The 18,710-nt window shown below is 48.3% G+C and carries 16 protein-coding genes and 1 riboswitch; of the genes, 9 read left to right on the forward strand and 7 right to left on the reverse strand.

The window, feature by feature from the left end; genetic code table 11:
* Positions 1-46: 46 nt before the first annotated feature.
* From M1K58_RS18565 to M1K58_RS18580, 4 genes are all read right to left on the reverse strand, one after another.
* A complete protein-coding gene (locus tag M1K58_RS18565; RefSeq protein ID WP_256760370.1) occupies positions 47-2,590 on the reverse strand; it encodes an ABC transporter permease in 2,544 nt (847 codons plus the stop codon).
* Complete coding sequence (locus M1K58_RS18570; RefSeq protein ID WP_256760371.1) at positions 2,587-3,279, reverse strand: ABC transporter ATP-binding protein; 693 nt, start codon at positions 3,277-3,279, stop codon at positions 2,587-2,589. The genes M1K58_RS18565 and M1K58_RS18570 overlap by 4 nt, the downstream gene beginning before the upstream one ends.
* 116 nt (positions 3,280-3,395) lie before the next feature.
* Positions 3,396-4,712: a sensor histidine kinase gene (locus M1K58_RS18575; protein ID WP_256760372.1), complete on the reverse strand. Its 1,317-nt coding sequence runs from the start codon at positions 4,710-4,712 to the stop codon at positions 3,396-3,398.
* A complete protein-coding gene (locus tag M1K58_RS18580) occupies positions 4,700-5,389 on the reverse strand; it encodes a response regulator transcription factor (RefSeq protein ID WP_256760373.1) in 690 nt (229 codons plus the stop codon). The genes M1K58_RS18575 and M1K58_RS18580 overlap by 13 nt, the downstream gene beginning before the upstream one ends.
* Before the next feature lie 214 nt (positions 5,390-5,603).
* Between M1K58_RS18580 and M1K58_RS18585 the strand changes: the two genes are divergently transcribed.
* Positions 5,604-5,852 (forward strand): aspartyl-phosphate phosphatase Spo0E family protein, encoded by a 249-nt coding sequence (locus M1K58_RS18585; protein WP_256760374.1) that lies wholly within the window; start codon positions 5,604-5,606, stop codon positions 5,850-5,852.
* On the opposite strand, the gene tadA is transcribed toward M1K58_RS18585, so the two are convergent.
* The gene (gene tadA / locus M1K58_RS18590; RefSeq protein ID WP_256760375.1) at positions 5,814-6,275 is read right to left on the reverse strand and encodes a tRNA adenosine(34) deaminase TadA; all 462 of its coding nucleotides are present in this window, start codon (positions 6,273-6,275) and stop codon (positions 5,814-5,816) included. The two genes, M1K58_RS18585 and tadA, sit on opposite strands and share 39 nt — an antisense overlap.
* Positions 6,276-6,510: 235 nt before the next feature.
* Between tadA and M1K58_RS18595 the strand changes: the two genes are divergently transcribed.
* Positions 6,511-7,044 (forward strand): hypothetical protein, encoded by a 534-nt coding sequence (locus tag M1K58_RS18595; RefSeq protein WP_256760376.1) that lies wholly within the window; start codon positions 6,511-6,513, stop codon positions 7,042-7,044.
* Between the two features lie 84 nt (positions 7,045-7,128).
* On the opposite strand, the gene M1K58_RS18600 is transcribed toward M1K58_RS18595, so the two are convergent.
* A complete protein-coding gene (locus M1K58_RS18600) occupies positions 7,129-7,962 on the reverse strand; it encodes a flagellar motor protein MotB (protein WP_256760377.1) in 834 nt (277 codons plus the stop codon).
* Positions 7,943-8,749, reverse strand: coding sequence for a flagellar motor stator protein MotA (gene motA, locus M1K58_RS18605; RefSeq protein WP_256760378.1), 807 nt, complete (start codon positions 8,747-8,749; stop codon positions 7,943-7,945). Before motA ends, M1K58_RS18600 begins: the two co-directional genes overlap by 20 nt.
* A gap of 232 nt (positions 8,750-8,981) precedes the next feature.
* Positions 8,982-9,170, forward strand: a riboswitch (cobalamin riboswitch).
* Positions 9,171-9,437: 267 nt separating this feature from the next.
* On the opposite strand from motA, the gene M1K58_RS18610 reads away from it, so the two are divergent.
* From M1K58_RS18610 to M1K58_RS18640, 7 genes are read left to right on the forward strand one after another with little or no spacing between them, the layout of a single operon-like run.
* Positions 9,438-12,194 carry an S-layer homology domain-containing protein gene (locus M1K58_RS18610; RefSeq protein WP_256760379.1) on the forward strand — a complete coding sequence of 919 codons (2,757 nt, stop codon included), beginning with the start codon at positions 9,438-9,440 and terminating at the stop codon, positions 12,192-12,194.
* Positions 12,195-12,245: 51 nt separating this feature from the next.
* Positions 12,246-12,935 carry a DUF4430 domain-containing protein gene (locus M1K58_RS18615; RefSeq protein WP_256760380.1) on the forward strand — a complete coding sequence of 230 codons (690 nt, stop codon included), beginning with the start codon at positions 12,246-12,248 and terminating at the stop codon, positions 12,933-12,935.
* Positions 12,932-13,825 (forward strand): energy-coupling factor transporter transmembrane component T, encoded by an 894-nt coding sequence (locus tag M1K58_RS18620; RefSeq protein WP_256760381.1) that lies wholly within the window; start codon positions 12,932-12,934, stop codon positions 13,823-13,825. The genes M1K58_RS18615 and M1K58_RS18620 overlap by 4 nt, the downstream gene beginning before the upstream one ends.
* On the forward strand, positions 13,798-15,501 hold the full coding sequence (locus M1K58_RS18625) for an ABC transporter ATP-binding protein (RefSeq protein WP_256760382.1): 1,704 nt from the start codon (positions 13,798-13,800) through the stop codon (positions 15,499-15,501). The genes M1K58_RS18620 and M1K58_RS18625 overlap by 28 nt, the downstream gene beginning before the upstream one ends.
* Positions 15,498-16,274, forward strand: coding sequence for an ECF transporter S component (locus M1K58_RS18630; protein ID WP_256760383.1), 777 nt, complete (start codon positions 15,498-15,500; stop codon positions 16,272-16,274). The genes M1K58_RS18625 and M1K58_RS18630 overlap by 4 nt, the downstream gene beginning before the upstream one ends.
* Positions 16,246-16,536 (forward strand): 4a-hydroxytetrahydrobiopterin dehydratase, encoded by a 291-nt coding sequence (locus tag M1K58_RS18635; protein WP_256760384.1) that lies wholly within the window; start codon positions 16,246-16,248, stop codon positions 16,534-16,536. The genes M1K58_RS18630 and M1K58_RS18635 overlap by 29 nt, the downstream gene beginning before the upstream one ends.
* A 36-nt stretch (positions 16,537-16,572) precedes the next feature.
* Positions 16,573-18,324: an ABC transporter ATP-binding protein gene (locus M1K58_RS18640; RefSeq protein WP_256760385.1), complete on the forward strand. Its 1,752-nt coding sequence runs from the start codon at positions 16,573-16,575 to the stop codon at positions 18,322-18,324.
* Positions 18,325-18,710 lie beyond the last annotated feature (386 nt).

Here is an 18,710-nt window from a genome sequence, read left to right on the forward strand (position 1 = left end):
AGCCATTCGCGGCTCGTGGAATCACCCTTTCTTATGTCTGATTAGATTAGGCTTCTTCGCGTAATTCCTCAAGTAGATTCGCTTTTTCCATCCGTCTGAGCGGACCCTGTACAGAGAACAATCCAATAAACAGCGCGGCACCACATGCGATCAGAGAAGCCCCCCAAGGGAATTCAAATGGGAATCCCTGAACATTGGACAGCTGTTGATAGAGCACATAACTAAAACCAACGCCAAGCAGAATGCCCCAGAAGCTACCGATGACACCGAACCATACCCCTTCTGCGGAAGCCATTCGGCGGATTTGCCCCATTGTCATCCCCACAGCCTGCAGTAATCCAATCTCCCTGCGCCGTAGTAACAGGTTGGTTTGCACGGTGTTAATAATATTCAAGCTCCCGATCACCCCAATAATAACGAGGAAGCTGTAGACGAATATTTGCATCTGGATGTTGAAATTACGATTTTCCTTCTGGGACGCGGCGTAATCGATGAACTGGCTATCGGGATGATTACGTGCGACTTCCTGGAGCTTTAGTCGAATCGGCTCCGGATCGGCGCCATCCTTAAGTGCGACCTCAAGTCCGATACGCGCCGTTCCATAGGTGTTCGTGGACTCGTTCTGAGGGAGTGCCTCAAATAATTTCGCGTACGTTGGCTTTGATGTGATGATGATCAAGGTATTTTCTTGATAAGGAGAGTCAAAGGGAGACTGCGTCAAAATTCCCGTGACGGTAACTTCCTGAATCTGCTCCACATTCTCCCCATCTCCCATGTCCAACGTCAGTTTATCCCCAACACTGTAGCGGGTTAATGGCATAATCTCTTTTTTTCCATCAACGGTCATAGGTTTTACCGTCTGTATAAGGAGCACGCCATTGTCGGCCAATTCCTCGGAATTTATATTACCTGATTTTAAATATTTCGATGCCTCGTGTAATTTCGCATCATCGTATAAACGGATGTCAGAGTAGATGATTTTATTGTTATTTCCATCCGATTGCATGGGTTCGAAGAGGATCCCTGTCTTCTTCTCGAAATGACCGTTGACCACCTCTTCAGGAACCTGAACCATAGCTCCCAGCCCATAATAATTGCCATAAACGCCATAGACACCAGGTAGCTCCGCAATTTGATCCATCACGTCGTCGGAGATGAAGTCAATGCCTTGTTGTGGCTTAGCGATATCTTCTGAGTAGCTGGATCGGAGCATGAAAGCAATACGGTCATCCTCATTGGTTGTTGTCGTCATGTTTAATGCTTGCTGGGTAAAATAATGGAACACGATAAAAAGCATAATACTAATGACGATAGAGAACGTTGTAATTCGGAATTTAGTCCGATTACGGCGAATATTTTTTGAAGCCATCTGACCTTCGATTCCAATCAGGTTAAGAAGCGATGGGATACGTATGCGTCGATACGATTCTCGGACGATACTACCGGCACCCTTCGCAGCCTCCACCGGGGACACACGCGATGCTTTGCGTGCGGGGAGCCAAGCGGCTAAATATACAGCGATGAATCCAATGACGAAGCTTCCGCCTATGATCCACCAATGGAACGTTAATTCGAACGTTTCCATCATCATGATTTTCAGTCCGCTCTTGGCCATGAGCCACAGAGAAAACCATAGACCGAACCATCCAACTAGCAAGCCTAGAGGCACGCCAATAGCGGATAGTACCGTTGCTTCGCGGAATACCAGATTGCGAATTTGTGCAGGAGATGCACCTAACGTACGCAGCAGTCCGAATTGTCGGATCCTCTCCAATACAGCAATATGGAATGCGTTGTAGATTACGGCAACAGTGGATAGTACGACTAGACCAACTAATGTACCGAAGATGATTGCCAATACTTGATTAAGTCCGTTATCGGCGGACTCCCCCATGAGTGCTAATAATTGATGGTTGGTAAACATTTTATTTTCACTAAGTTTAGTAAAAGCTTCAATCTGTTTATTAATATCAACGCCAGGCTTCAAGGTGAGGAACAATTGAGCCTTAGAAGTGATCGTTACATTTGGAGCATCTGTGAATGTGAATGCTTGGGAGAAGTATTTGATCTGACTTCCTTTTTGATTATTCAACACGCCAACAATTTGATAATTATGAGGTTGTCCATCTGGATTGTTCAATTGTACGGATCCGTTTAGCTTCGGTGATCCAGGTAGCTGTTCAAGGAGCCATTGTTCAACGACAAGTTCATCAGCCGATGACGGCAGTCGACCTTCATAAAGGTGTACAGGAAGGAGCTTATAGCCATCTTCGTCTGCTGAGCTTACCTGAACGGTAATATTGTTCTTCAGTGGAGTGGTCTTCTCACCCACACGAAGCACGCCTAATTGGTCTACTAGCACATGCTTCTTGAGTGTCTCGTATAATTCGGGTGTCGGCTTCTCATAACCAAAATAAAAAGAGCCATCCTCATACTTGGTATTCATAAGCAAGTTATCCTTCAACGCTTGCCCCATTGTGCCAAGTGCACTAATTAAGGCTACGGACAAAATGATGCCCACTATGGTGAGTATGGACCGCTTGCGTTGCTGTTTCAGATATCGCCCTGCCATTGCGCCATAGCTTCTCATACGCCCCTCCCGTGGCTGCTCGTATCACTAATAAGCTTGCCATCTTGTAGCTTCAGGACGCGATCCGCTTCAGCGGCTACATTCATATCATGGGTTATAACAATAACGGTTTGATGATACTGATTTACAGCAAGCTTTAATAGCTCGATCACTTCCCGACCGTTCGCGCTGTCGAGGTTACCTGTTGGTTCATCAGCTAGAACAATGGCTGGACGGTAAGCTAATGCCCGGCCTATCGCAACCCGCTGCTGCTGTCCTCCAGATAGCTCTGAGGGTAAGTGCTTCCGACGATCATGTAGGCCAAGAGTATGAATAAGGTCACTGATGTAAGCTTTATCAGGTTGACGATGATCGAGTAACATGGGCAATTGGATGTTCTCTTCCACATTCAGAACGGGAATAAGATTATAGGATTGGAAAATAAAACCGATCTTCCGGCGACGGAATACCGCACGATCCTTCTCCTTAAGCGCATATAGATTCTCTCCATCGATATGAACATAACCGTCACTCGGCTTATCGAGTCCACCAAGCATATGAAGCAATGTGCTTTTACCAGAGCCGCTCGCTCCGACAACCGCAACGAATTCTCCTTGCTTAATAGCAAAGGAAACATCGCGGAGCGCGCTCACCTGTGTTGTTCCTTTGCCGTAAAACTTATTTAATCCATCTACGTTAATAACATCCATGTAGGTCTCATCCTCCGGTAATTGAATTCGTGAGAGACGGAGTGAAACGATCCCCGCTCTCTATTGCACTGAACCCAGTATATCGTGGCAATCTTACAGGATAGTGGGTTCTCCGCTTACAGTTTTGTAAGCTTCGTCGAATTCGCTGAGAATGGATGGTGGGGTAACGCAATATTGAATATTGTTCCTCCGGATGGATTGGGTAATACAGACAGCACTCCTCCATGCTTCTCTACAATGGATTTGGCCAGCGGTAAACCGAGACCGACCCCACTGCCTTCCGAAGAGCTGCGATAAAATTTCTTGAAAATATGGGGAAGGTGCTGTGCTGCGATGCCAGGTCCTTGATCCTTGATCTGCAAACGTATGAATACAGGGGTATTCTCCAAGGAAACGGCAACAGTACTGCCACTAGGACTATGCTCGATGGCATTCTTGAGTAAATTCATGAAAGCCTCCGCCAGCCAATGGGAGTCGTGGGGGAGGACTACACTCGTATCAGATGCGGATTTCTCAATCTTAATGTCAATCGTCTTATCGTCGGCTAATCTTCGAACAGAATCCTTTGCGCGGGTAAGGGTATCCGCAAGCGGGATTTCTTCCATGCTCATTTCTAATGCATCTGCTTCTAAACGGGCAAGCTTGAGTAGAGCTAAGGTTAACCATTCCATTCGGTCTAGCTCACGCCGGCATGTCGCAAGAAACTCAGCAGCATGTCCAGCATCGACATTTCCCTCTCGTAACAGATCGATGTAGATCATTAAGGAGGCAAGTGGGGTTTTGAGCTGATGGGAAATATCCGATACCGTGTCCTTAAGGAATGCTTTATCACGGTGAAGTTGTTCAATGGTTTCTCTAAGACGGATAGTGAGCTCCTGAGCTCCGTTCGCCAGTAATCCCAATTCCCCTTCGTCGTACACGAGATAACTCATAGGCTGGTTATGCTTGACAGTGTCCTCTAAGGAGTTCGCTAAAGTCCGAATTCTCTGCAGCTGCTTGCTGATTTCGCGAAATACGAATAGCGCGATAAGAATCATGAACACAATAGCACCACCGATTAAACTCCAGAACGTGCGGGACTGGTGCCCTCCGAGCACTGGGAACCAATCCGATTCTAGTGCGGTAGTGAGTCCATATTGATCCAAAACTTTGTAGCCCTCGGCAACTGACTCTGGGGAAGGCTTGTCTGTTTCAACTAAATGAGTGATCCATTTCGCAGCCCACTCCGGTTGCTCAGCAACAAGGCTCCCGATCATGGCGGCCTCTTTGTCCATCCAGCTTTTCTTCAGTCTTTCAGTGGAGTAGTGACTATACAGAGCAATAAGGACAACGGCCATGATCAATAGAGCAGTCAGGACGAGGGAAAGATTTCTTATGGAAGGATTGCGCCAAAGTCGATAAATCCCTAATCTCTTTTCCTCTAACCGTTCCATCGGTAACCGGCTCCTCGCACTGTGCCAATGAATTGTGGATTTTGCGGATCCTCTTCGATCTTCTCCCGTAACCTACGAATATTAACCGCAACCGTATTGTCATCCAGTACCTCAGCTCCGTCAGGCCATACCTGTTGGATGATCTGATTTTTGGATAATACGGATCGGGGATGTGTCATGAACAAGCTGAGCAACCTAAACTCCGTAATGCTTAGGGGGATCTCATGCTCATTCTTCTCTAAGCGCATCTCACCAACATTCAGGGTCAGGCCTCCACAGACAAGAACAGCTTTATCCTCTTCACGAGAAATGGGTGAGCGACGTCGTAGCACCGCTTGAACTCGAGATGTAAACTCCCGAAGTCTGAACGGTTTAGTGATATAGTCGTCTCCTCCAAGATCCAAACCACGGACAATGTCGAATTCTTGATCACTAGCTGTTAAGAAGATAATGGGGGTATCCTGGTGCTTGCGAATTTCGGTACAGAAATCGAATCCGTTCCCATCGGGAAGCTGAACATCAAGCAAAAGAAGATGAACCTCATGATCCTTGAGTATCGCTCTTGCTCCTGCAATACTATGGGTGCCAAGAACTACATACCCTTCCTGTTGTAACGTAAACTGGAGCCCTCGATGAAGTGATTCATCATCTTCAACTAATAGTATACGAATACTCAAGTTCGTCCCTCCATAGGGTTCTGAGTTAATAAAATGACTATATCTAGTACATTTCTCCTACATTTGTCGAAAAATATTTTGCAAATGGGGGGTAGTGGTCGACACATTTCAACAAAAAAATGGATAAATTTGTCCTATAATGAGAATGATTCGAACATCCTATCATTGTATGACAAAGTGTGACGAAAATTTTAATTAAGAAAGGAGCGGTCAGATGACTCACATGGAGACCTCACAACTCATAAGAAGCCTCCAGTTGCTACAAAGTCGCTTATGTGAAATGGCTAACGACCTGGGCAATCTGACCGATCCCGAGATTGTAGCGGTCAGTGAGGAAGCGGATCGTCTCATCATTCAGCTTCAACGCTTACGTATGGAAGAATCAGAGTATCGCAAACTAGCCGGCAGTTGTAACGTATCTTTATTATCGTCTTCGAAGTCTACGGAAAAAGTCACTCAATAGAGATGAGCATTCCTCCCGAAGAACTCCTGATGTCCACGGTGAAACGTGGTTAAATCTTGAATCTTGTAGTAAATCCATCAGTGTGCCTACACAACCTGCTTTCGGGTCTGACGCACCATAGACAACGCGTTCCACACGAGATTGAAGAATAGCACCTGCGCACATCGGGCAAGGCTCCAACGTTACATATAAGGTACAGCCTAAAAGTCGCCATGCTTGTAGATGTTCACTTGCTCGTCGAATGGCAATTAATTCGGCATGAGCCGTCGGATCATGATCTCTTTCCCGGAGATTATAGCCGGTGCCGACAATCACCCCATCGCGGACGATGACCGCACCAATAGGGACTTCCCCCAGCGCTTCAGCTAGGCGGGCTTGTTGAATAGCTTCTTTCATCCAGTGTTCATCTTGCGTAATTGTCATTTTTTCCATCCCTTACCATAGAACGTATATTCGTTGTGAACATGCTGTGCGTAATTTTGTGGATAACTACGTGGTTATCCACAGAGTTATGCACAATTTTTATTTATCGGTGGGTACAACTCCATTTAATTGTAACAGGTTGGTAGTTAAGGTCAAACAGAATGATATTGTGAATAGATTATAGAGACTAGGTTGGACAGATCTGGCAAGTGTAGAGTGGGAAGGGGAAATTTAAATGGAAACCGTCAGCTCAGCGTTCCGAAAGCATCTTGAGTTGGAGCCGACTGGCAAGCTCTCCCTTATGGGAGAGGCGTGCTGCACGGCTGAAAGAATGGATGCTTATGTGAGGAGGCGAAATCCACAAGCTCCAGAGATAGCGGAGTCGTATTTGAGGTTGGGGAAGCGTTATGGGATTCGGGGCGATGTGGCTTATTGTCAGATGGTGTATGACACAAGATGTTGGGCTTTAGATATTATGGGTCCCTCGTGGTGCCAAATCCTGCTCATTGAAGGTGCGGAGGAAACTGCAATAGATGTGCACATGCAGCTTCTATACACGTTTGCCTCCAAGGAAATTCTGCGGCAGGAAGCAGATATGGCTAAACGGCCAATTGCATGGATAGAGCGCTCGGGCTGGAGAGGGCGAGGTGGTTGCTGGGAGGATCTGAATGGGAAGTGGTCACACTCTGGGAATCTAAGCTATGGACAAGATATTGTTGCGATTTGGCGCAATATGCAGGAGTGGCGAGGGGCGGGGAGGTTAAGATAGTCAAAGGACAAGGTGGCTGATTAGCCAAAAGGAACGTCTAGAGATTCAAGCTCTCTAGACGTTCCTTTTGTGAGTGGAGACGAACTATTCTTCTTTCTTGCTCTCGTTCGCAATCGCGGATAGCGTGAGTTCACTGCTTTTATCTGCAGGATCAAAGTAATTACGAAGGATAGACACTTCAACCCTGCGGTTAATTGCACGGCCTGCATCAGTAACATTGCTGCCCAGAGGTCTGAACTCGCCATACCCAATCGCACTGAAATGCTTCGGATCAAATTCGGTATTATCAAGTAAAATCTTCATGAAGTTGAGTGCTCGTTTGAAACTAAGCTCATAGTTGGACGGGAATTCTGTTGTATTAATCGGCTGATTATCCGTGTGGCCGGTAACCATAATCTCATAATCTGGATACTGTTGAAGCATTTGACCAATCGCTGCTGCTAGTTTCTGCGAATCGTTCTTAATACTTGCACTGCCGGATGGGAACAAGGCATTATCTCTAATCGTAATTAACAGCTGGGAGTGATTCAGTTGCGTATCCAGCTGAGAAGAAAGTCCGTTCTTATCAATATACTTGTTGAGCTCCTTTTGGAGCTGCTCGAGGTTTTGCTGTTCCTGCTGCTTAAGCTCTTCCCGAGACTTATCTTTTTTTCCATTGTTACTACGAGTTTCGTCCTGGGGGGTATTCCTCTTCAAGTTGTTATCCTGAGTATTGGTACCATTATCTAGTATGCCAATACCTGAGCTGAAGGCAGTCTTGAAAGCTTTGCTCATCTCTTCGAACTTGGACGTATTCACAGCGCTTGCTGAATATAGAACGATAAACAGGGCCAGCAACAGCGTCATGAGATCGGAATAGGGAAGGAGCCAAGACTCATCTATATGCTCCTCATGCGGTTCATGCCGTTTTCTGCTCACGCTGCGAATCCTCCTTATTAGCGAATGCTACTCGCTCCGTAGGGGTTAGGAAAACAAGCAGTTTCTGCTGAATCGCAATTGTCGATACACCAGATTGAATCGAAAGCAAGCCTTCTACCATCATGAGCTTAAGATCAATTTCACGCTTGGAAAGACGTTTTAATTTGGTGGCAATCGGATGCCAGAGTACGTAACCTGTGAAAATACCAAGAAGTGTCGCGATAAACGCAGCAGCAACGGCATGAGCAAGCTTATTCATATCAGCCAGATTTCCTAGCGCGGAAATAAGACCGATTACAGCACCGAGAACCCCAAGCGTAGGTGCATACATCCCTGCTTGAGAGAAGATTAGCGCTCCTCCGCGGTGACGTTCTTCCGTTGCTGAAATATCCTCAAGAAGGACATCCCGTACGAAGTCTTGATCATTACCATCGATAATCATGCGCATGCCGGTCTTAAGGAAGGGATCCTCAATTTCGTCGACACGGGCTTCAAGAGCGAGCAAGCCTTCACGACGAGTGATGGTTGCCCATTCCATGAACATGCCAATCAATTGCTGGCGTGGAAGCAACGTTGGTTCAACAAACACAATTTTAAATAGCTTAGGTACTTTAGCAATCTCTGACATGGGAAATGCCACGAGTACGGATGCACAAGTTCCGACAAGAATGATGATATACGCAGCTGGGTTATTAACCAAACTAATAAGTGGTGCACCCTTCAGGTACATTCCAAATATGAGCGCAACAAAACCTAAAACCAATCCAATAATCGTTGAATTTTTCATCGTACACCTCGGCCTATAGAAGAATAATATGTACGCGAAGGAGTTACTAAGGTACTCTCACAACCGACACGATAATAGGTTTATCGACAGATCCTTGTCAAAGATTTAGAGGTTAACCCCGTTTTTCATAAATTCATTAAGATTATGTCGTCGGAAGGGTGAACACGTAGATGATCTTGGTAGGAATGGTGGATGGACAGCCCTATACCCGCATGTTACGATATGCATGAAATGAATACGGAGGAAAACAGGTGCTCGTAAGAGCTTAATAGGGAAGTCCGGTGTAAATCCGGCGCGGTCCCGCCACTGACCATGGGGAGTTATTCGGAAATGCCACTGCAAGCGTCATGAGATGCCTGTGGGAAGGCCCGGAGGACAATGATCCAGGAGCCAGGAAACCTACCTGTTTTCGACAAACACCCAATGTACCTACGAGGAATAGGGGAGGTGTGGCGGCATATTCCGCGGATACTCAAGACAAGCTTAAGTGCGACTTGATGAAATGCGGTAGAGCACAAGAAACCCGATCTAGCCATAGACGGGTTGTCATCGCGCATTGGCGCGGGTAGCTCAGGCCCTCACGCGAACATCTTCCGATATAGGGGGATGTTTTTTTTCTTTATTCAGCAGGTGGATGTGAGATATGCCCTGTTGCGAGACAGAGAGATGCGAAGAGGAGTGTTCATGGATGAAATTGGAATCATTATCGATCAGCGGCGGAAGATTAAAAGGTTGGTTACGCGTTGGATTAGCACTAGCTTTGGTGCTGCAATTGGGATTAGGAACTTGGACGGGTAACGTACAAGCTGCCGAGGCAACAGCTGTCGACAGCGGTAGCAAGCCAAATGCAGCGACAACGTCAAAGAAACAAGTTAGTGATGCTGTATCTTCGTTGCAGGCTGCGCTTAGCAAATCAGAACCGATGAGCGATTGGGTCGCTTTTGGACTCGCGCGTTCAGGACAATCGGTGGGCATTAAGTATTTGCCATTGGCTGTGAAGAGTGTAGAAAACGGAAGCTTAAGTAAAGTGACGGACTATGCCCGTGTAGCTTTAGCTGTTAATGCTAATGGTGGAGATGTCCGTAAGGTTGGAGCAGGTAAAGTCGATTTACTTAGCAAAATCGTTAATTTCGAGAAAATAACGGCACAAGGCGTGAACGCGCCTGCCTATGCACTACTTGCGCTCGATGCGGGTGGTTATGTTCCGGGTACGAATGATCGTTGGACAAGAGATGATCTGATCAAGTGGCTTGTCGATCAGCGCAATACAGATGGAGGTTGGTCGCTAGCTAAGGGCAAGAGCGATGTGGATGTTACGGCTATCGTCTTGACCGCGCTTGCGGGTTACAAAGATCGCAAAGAGGTTTCAGCTAGTATAGATGAAGCTTTAGTTTGGCTGTCTGGTGTTCAGCGTGCTACAGCAGGCTTCGGCAGTCCAGTGGAATCGAGCGAAAGCTCTGCACAAGTATTGATCGCACTCACTTCGTTGGGCATTGATCCGATCAATGATTCGCGATTCATTAAGAACGAGAAATCCACTGTTGCGGCATTGTTGGAATACCGTCAGCCGGATGGTCAATTCTCGCATCTGGCCTCAGGTAAAGCCGATGGTATGGCTACATTTAATGCACTACTTGGATTGACGGCGGTTGAACGTTGGATGGATGGACTTCCGGGTTTATATTCCGGTGTTCCAATAGAGACAAAAACAAGCGTGACTGTGTACGAGTTAACAGAGAAGCTAACGACGAGCTCAGCGAACGGAAAGACAGCACTAGAAGCTCTGATCAATGTTCTTGGTAGTGCGGATATTCCTTACAAAGTAGACCGCCATCCACAGTTTGGAGCAATGCTGCAAGAGATTGCAGGTGTGGAGAACGGTAAATTCGGTGGCTATGATGGCTGGCAGTATGCTGTTAAACGTAACGGAGCTTGGGTTACGATCGGTGAAGGTATGGGCTCGTTCGCACTCCAAGCGGGTGATGAGCTGTCCGTGTACTATGGTGGCGCAGACACAACGCTTATTCATGGCGTGAAAGTCGAACCAGCGGCTCCGCGTGAGGGACAGTCCCTTACATTGACTGTTGAGAAGGAAGCTTTCGATTGGGAGTCTGGTAAGGTTGTCGTTAGCCCTGCTGAGAATGCAGATGTTAAGATAGGTGGTCAGATAGTCAAGACGGATAAGGATGGAAAAGCTGAGATCAAGGCTCTGGAAGCCGGGGCTAATCAACTTATCGTAGATGGTTATCGCAGCAATGCTCCTCTTGCCTATGTAGCGTGGACAACTTCAATTAATATAGCGACATATACGAAACAAGTTTCCGTCCGTATTGAAGGGGATGCCGGCGTCGTTGCGTCTGGACCTTCTCAAGGCGGTACGGCTTTGGAAGCGGTAGAGAAGCTACTTAAATCCGGCAGCATTAAGCATGAGATTCAAGATTCTACGTATGGTAAATATATCGACTCTATTGCTGGACTTAAAAGCGGTAAATTCGGCGGTTATGATGGCTGGAGGTTCGCAGTTGTTCGTGGTGGGAATTGGATCATTCCGGCAGTAGGAGTGGGAGCCTTCCAATTGGAGGAGGGTGATGAGGTTGTTGTGTACTATAGCGGTGACACGACTCTATTGATAGACCCAATCTCAGTAGTACCGGCTAATCCGATACCGGGCGAGGACTTTACTATTACGGTAACGAATCGTGCATGGGACTGGGAAGCGAGTAAATTTGAAGCAGCTAAGCCTATATCGGGAGTCAAGGTAAGCGTTGGAACGGTCTCAGCGGTTACGAACGACAAAGGTGAAGCTACGTTAAAAGGGTTAGCTGAAGGATTATACTCGCTACAAGTAACGGGATATGCGAAGGATGTAGCTCCAACTGCAGTACGTTCGGTTCTAGCCTTACCTATCGTAGGTAGCTATCAGGATCAAAGTAAAATAGCGGCATGGGCGTTGGATGCTGTGAAAATTTCCAGAGCAGCACCGCTTTTACGTGGAGTTAATGACGGAACCGCAGAGTTCAAACCTCAACAAGCTGTAACTCGCGCAGAGTTTGTAGCGTCGCTTGCACGTGCGCTAGGCTTGAAAGGTAGCGCTAGCTTGGCATTCAAGGATATTCCAAGCCAAGCATGGTATGCGAAGGATGTTGCAGCGGCCGTATCTGCGGGACTTGTGAACGGCGTTTCGGCTACTCAATTCGCGCCAGATGTAACGTTAACGAGAGAGCAAGCAGCGATTCTGCTCACGCGTGCGCTTAAGCTTAAAGCAACAACTTCAACTTCCTTAGTGGATGCCAAGCAGATTGCAGCAAGTGCTGTGAGCTCCGTTCAGGCCGTTATTCAGCAAGGCTGGATGACTCCGTATGAGGGTAAGTTTGCACCCAAAGCGACGCTTTCCCGTGAACAAGCGGCCGTTATTGCCGTGAGAGTGATGAAAGCGAAGCAATAGGTGAAGTGAAGTCGTAGCAGATCAACGACCTAAAGGAAGGAGGAGATTACAATGGGAAAAATAAGAGTGTTACTGGTCATGCTCGCGGTATTATTTGTAGTCGTAGGGTGCTCAAGGAACAATGACAGAGTATCTTCGGAGATACCAGTCCAGTCCTCCGTTCCGACGATGGATGCTATCAAGGAATCCCCGTCGATTACTAATGGATCGAATAATAGTGTGGATGAGCCCTCACCCTCTTTACCCCCTGTCGAGTCTCCTTCTTCTGAACCTACTAAGGCAGTGGATGGTGCTCGAGAGATTGCCCCAACACAGTCCCTAACGCCTGCTCCATCGGTAACCCCAACTCCGAAGACGCAGTCAGAACCAGATGTCGTTACGCCAGCCGTAGATATGATTACGATTTCTGTAGTGGGAAATGCGGAGTGGGGAACGATCATCGCTGAGGAAAACGTCTTGTTGGCCAAAGGGGACACAGCGGCGAGTGTGCTTAAACGTGCAGCGAAAGCACATCGACTTTCTTATGAAATTCAAGGAAGCGGTACGATGACTTATATAGAAGGAATCGATGGACTATTCGAATTCGACGATGGTCCGCTGAGTGGATGGAAATATCAAGTCAACGGTATTGTGGCCGATATCGGTGCAGGTGCTTATAAGCTTGAGCCCGGAGACCAACTGGAGTGGTTCTATACTTCAGAGGACGAAGCGGCTAAAGAAGATAAGGAGTCCGCATCATGAAAGAAGGCTTTGGGTTTCGTTCGCTTCATCCGATTATCATATTCATGTATTATGCCGGAGGGATTACCTTCGGCATGTTGTTGTTTCATCCCCTTATTCTGTTAGTGGGATGGGTGATGGCTGTTATCGTCAATGTCCATTTGGACGGTGGCCGGGAATGGCGAAAGTGGTGCATTCCAATGCTATCCGGGGTCGTGCTGATTGCCGTGGTCAACCCTATTTTGTCCCACAGGGGCCGGACGGTATTGTATTATTTAGGAGATATCCCAATCACGTTAGAATCGGTTATATATGGTGCAACATTGGCGATATCGATGCTGAACTTGCTGACGTTCTTCGTGACATATCGCTTGGTTATGACAGAGCAGAAATTTCTCTTCCTATTTACCCGAATTTCACCTAAAGCTGCGCTTGTCGCAATGATGGCCATGGGGCTCGTTCCGAGATTACGCCGTCGGATGCAAGAGCTCATACTCATTCAGCGCACCCGTGGGGTAACGATCTCAGAAGGGTCGTTGCCACAGAGGGCGAGAAACGGGGCGAGACTCGTTGGTACACTTCTGTCTTGGACTTTGGAGGATGCGCTGCAAACGGCGGATTCCATGCAAGCACGGGGATACGGAACGGGAACGCGTAGCTCGTATTTAGGCTTTCGGTTTCGCATGCGTGACGGTTGGACGCTAGTTGGTTTTGTAAGCTGTGCGATCTTATTGCTCTCAGCATGGGGAAATGGGCATGGATTTATGACGATCTACCCGCGGCTTGGATCGTTCTCGCTATCGCTCGGAGATGGTCTAGCGCTAGCTGCTTATGTTGTATATTTAGCAATTCCATTAGGCTGGGAATGGAGGGATCGTAGAGCATGGCTCATTACGAATTACAGAAGGTAACCTTTACTTATCCAGAAGAGTCCATGCCCGCCCTTCGTGATCTATCCCTCGCCATCAAGCATGGAGAATTCGTTGTCTTATGCGGCCCTTCGGGGAGTGGGAAATCAACGCTACTTCGGCTGCTGAAACGTGAAGTTTCACCTGGAGGTACGATAAGCGGAGAGATTTTACTCGGTCAGGTACCCCTTCAAGAGTGGCCAGCTAAGGAACTGGCTGCACATGTTGGCCTTGTTATGCAAAATCCAGATAATCAACTTGTCGTGGATACGGTTGAGCATGAGCTGGCTTTCGGGATGGAGAATTTCGGACTTGAGCGGGGTGCTATGCGACGACGCATGGCGGAGATGGCAGGGTTCTTCGGATTGGAGCCATTCCTCGATCGCAAGACAGATGAGCTGTCTGGGGGACAGAAGCAAACTGTAAACTTAGCAGCTGTGCTTATGCTGCAGCCACGGGTTCTATTACTTGATGAACCGCTAGCTCAGCTTGATCCGTTGGCCGCCCGTGAGCTACTCGGGATGATTAAACGGTTGAACGACGAATGGGGTATCACGGTAATCATGAGTGAGCACCGCACGGATGATCTGCTTCCACTTGCGGATCGAGTCGTACGGATGGAGCAGGGGAAGATCGCTTATAATGGCGATTCCCGCAACTTTGTCTTGGAAGCTTGGGGTCGATCGGATGAGGCTTGTGCTCTACCATCTATTACCCGTTGGGCGTTGGAACAAGCGCCGCCCCCATCGCACTTTGCAGAGGATGAGCCGCCGCTCACGGTGAAGGAGACGAGGAGATGGCTAGATCGGGCATCCGAGTCATTAACGGACGTGCGAAATACCTCCGCCTCGAGTGAGGATTCCGCTGAGCAAAAGGCCTCTCACCTAGCGCCCTCTGCGGCATCGCGTGTTGCAAGTACCGTGAACGCTAAGTCGATCAAGCCGTTACTAGCGGCTAACGGGTTATTTTATGCGTATGACAAGTATTCACCGATCGTGCTGAAGGGATTAGAGTGGCAAATTCGACGCGGGGACTGGACGGTTCTATTCGGAGGCAATGGGAGCGGGAAATCCACTTTGCTTCAGCTATTGGCCGGACTACGTCTTCCGCAGCGGGGGTCCGTCCAATGGGAGGGAACACCCTTCGCGAAGATGAGCTCCAAGCAGCGGTATTCCGTGATCGGCTATTTGGCACAAAATCCTGTGCTTCATTATGCACACGACAGCCTATTAGAGGATTTAAGGCAAGCAGCAACTCGGGCGGGAGCCCACGATCCGGAGCAGGAAGCAAGAAATATGGCTGAGCGATTCGGAATTGCACACCTGCTGTCCCGGCATCCGCATGACATGAGTGGCGGGGAGCAGCAGCTTGGGGCGCTGGCTTTAACGTTACTTAGTAAGCCGGAGCTACTTTTGCTGGACGAACCAACCAAGGGCTTAGATCCTATGACGAAGTTAATCTTGGGCAAGCATCTGCAGCATATCCATAAACAGGGGACTACTTTATTAATGGCAACACATGATGTTGAGTTTGCGGCAGCCTACGCGAATCGCTGTTCCTTGCTATTTCATGGTGAGATTGTGGCGGATGGCGAGCCGGAGTCCTTCTTCCAAGGGAACCTATTTTATGCGACCCCATTACATCGTTTAATTGCGTTAGGGGAGGCGACACCTAGGTGAATCGTTTAGGTGAGGGCAATGGTAAGGGACTTCTGTCCGCGAAGTGGATTATATTCCCTGTCGCAATTGCTTATCTCGGACTGGCATATTTGTCACTGCAACGGGGAAACTCATTACTTATCGGCTTGGTGCTAGTGCTACTGTCGATGATTCCATTTTTACTCCGATTCGAACGTCGTGAACGTAAAGCTAGGGAGCTTATGCTCATTGCTGTCATGGCCGCGGTCGCTACGATTAGTCGAATTCCTTTTGCGACGCTACTGCCCGGATTTACTCCCGTTACCTTCGTCGTTATGATCTCTGGTATTGTTTTCGGAGCAGAAGCAGGCTGGATGGTCGGTGCGGTGACCGCATTGGTATCTAACTTATTTCTTGGGCAAGGTCCGTGGACGCCGTGGCAGATGTTCGCCTGGGGGATGGCAGGATATACAGCGGGCTTGTTCGCCCATCGCAGTGTATGGCGTCGCCGCCGTCTGCCACTCGTCCTTTTTGGCGCAGCCTGGGGGTTCCTGTTCGGATGGATTATGAACTTGACGCTAGCTATCGACCAATGGGTGCAGACTCATTCCTGGGAAGCAGTTCTCGGTAAATATGTGTTGAGTTTCCCCTTTGATCTCATTCATGCCACGGCTAATGTGTTCTTTGTTCTGACGTTTGGTCCTTCTTGGATTGCGCTGCTGGAAAGGTATCGAAGGAAGTATGGAGCGCTCGAACGAATAGAAGCCACGAAGGGAGACAAAAGTAGTGAACAAATACCCGCTGTTAACGGATAAGGAGCTAGCAGATGGTCTGAATGAACTTACGGATTGGAAGCTTGAGGACGATGGAAAATGGATCGTGTGTAAGCGACTGTTCCCCACCTTCCTAGAGGCGATCGCGTTCGTGAATCAAGTGGCGTCTATTGCGGAGGATATGAATCATCATCCTTTTATCGGTATCGATTACAGACGGGTGACGATACGGCTTACGACCTGGAATTCGAGAGGATTAACAATTCTGGATTTAAATTCCGCTAGGGCCTACGATCGGGTATAATGAGTTAAGTTTTTTGGCATCTTGGAGGTGTGACCGTTGATTCGGCGTTTTATTTCTTATTATCGGCCTTATACAAAACTATTTACGTTAGATTTCAGCTGCGCGGTGTTGGTGGCTTTGCTTGAGCTTGGTTTTCCGGTTGGTGTGCAATGGATGATCGATAAGCTGCTGCCCACTGGGGATTGGGGACTTATCACATGGGTATGCGTTGGTTTATTCTCCTTGTATCTCATCAGTATGGGTTTGCAATTCGTCGTAAGCTACTGGGGGCATAAGCTGGGCATCAATATTGAAACGGATATGCGCAAGCAGCTATTCCAGCATGTCCAGAAGCTAAGCTTCCGATTTTTCGACAATACGAAAACGGGGCAAATTATGAGCCGGATGACGAACGACCTTTTCGATCTCGGAGAGATGGCGCATCATGGCCCTGAGGATTTGTTCATCGCATTAATGACACTTGTGGGCGTGTTCGGTATCATGTTTATGGTGAACTGGGAACTGGCGCTCATTACGTTTGTCGTCGTTCCGTTCTTGGCGTGGATCATTATTTATTTCAATCGGCGGTTAAACAATGCGGCCACTGTGATGTTTGAGAGGATTGCGGATGTTAACGCTCGGGTGGAAGATAGCATCTCTGGAATTCGTGTCGTCAAATCGTTCGGTAACGAACAGTTCGAGATGGAGCGTTTTACGAAAAATAATCAAGGCTTCCGACTTGCAAAGCTGCGGTCCTATCTGACGATATCGTTCAGTGGATCGAGCATCTATATGCTAACAAGGTTCATCACGATTGTGGTTCTCGTATTCGGTGCTTGGTATGCGTATCAAGGTAAGCTGACTTATGGGGAGCTGGTAGGGTTCCTGTTGTACGTGAATATTTTTCTCAAGCCGATTGAGAAAATTAATGCACTGCTTGATCTCTACCCGAAAGGGATGGCAGGCTTCAAGAGGTATTGCGAGCTGATGGATACCGAGCCGGATGTGAAGGATGCGGATGATGCCATTGTGGCTCCTAAGTTACAAGGGAATATCGAGTTTCGCAATGTGACCTTCGGATATGAGAACCATGCACATGTGCTTAAGGAGATTAATCTGCACATTCGGGCGGGTGAGACGGTTGCATTAGTCGGACCATCCGGAGCGGGAAAATCAACTTTGTGCAGCTTGATTCCGCGGTTCTATGAGATCGATGACGGTGCGGTAACGATTGATGGTATCGATATTCGGCATATGACACAGCATTCGTTACGGAATCAGATTGGGATCGTGCAGCAGGATGTGTTCCTGTTTAATGGAACGATTCGTGAAAATATTGCCTATGGACGGTTAGATGCTACAGAGGGAGAGATCTGGGAGGCGGCACGGATGGCGCACCTTGAAGCGATGCTGAAGGCACTACCGGATGGGCTCGATACGTTCATCGGGGAGCGGGGCTTGAAGCTGTCGGGCGGGCAGCGGCAGCGCTTGTCCATTGCACGGATTTTCCTCAAAAATCCGTCGATACTCATTCTGGACGAAGCAACTTCTGCGCTGGATACGGAAACCGAGACGATGATTCAGCAGGCGTTGGAGCAATTAGCACATAATCGCACAACGCTGATCATCGCTCATCGCCTCGCAACCGTGAGGCATGCCGACCGAATCGTAGTCGTCACTGAAGAAGGCATCTCCGAGCAAGGCAGCCATGAGGAGCTCATCGCTGCGGGCGGCACCTATTCGCGTCTGAACGCGGCTCAATTCGGTGGTGGCGTGACTTCATCTGCGGTTCCAGCAGCTTCAGTTTAGACAGTGTAACAGAGTGGGGTAGGCTACTTGCGGTTGTGTAAGTTTGTGAATAGGGGGACCCGAGAGTTGGACACTTAAGAAGTGTCTTCTCTCGGGTCTTTTTTGTTTAGGAGCGAATGTTCCGCGTGGTGGTGGGGATGGAGTTAGGTGCCGCCTAACTGTGGTGTGCTGGAGTAGCTTAACCGACCGCGCAGTTCGTTGCCACCGAACATTAGCGCGCCCAATGAGCCCAACCCTTAGCGCAGTTTTGCGTCACCGAACTGCAACGCTCCCAACTATCTAGCCCTTTAACACAGTATGGCGAAGTCCACCAAGGCACCCATATGGGCGTGCGTAGCCAGCACTCGAACCTTCGCCCGCACTTGCGCCCAAGCCCGAGCCTGAGC

Origin of the sequence: Cohnella sp. WQ 127256, assembly GCF_024519285.1 — a bacterium.
Classification (GTDB): domain Bacteria; phylum Bacillota; class Bacilli; order Paenibacillales; family Paenibacillaceae; genus Cohnella.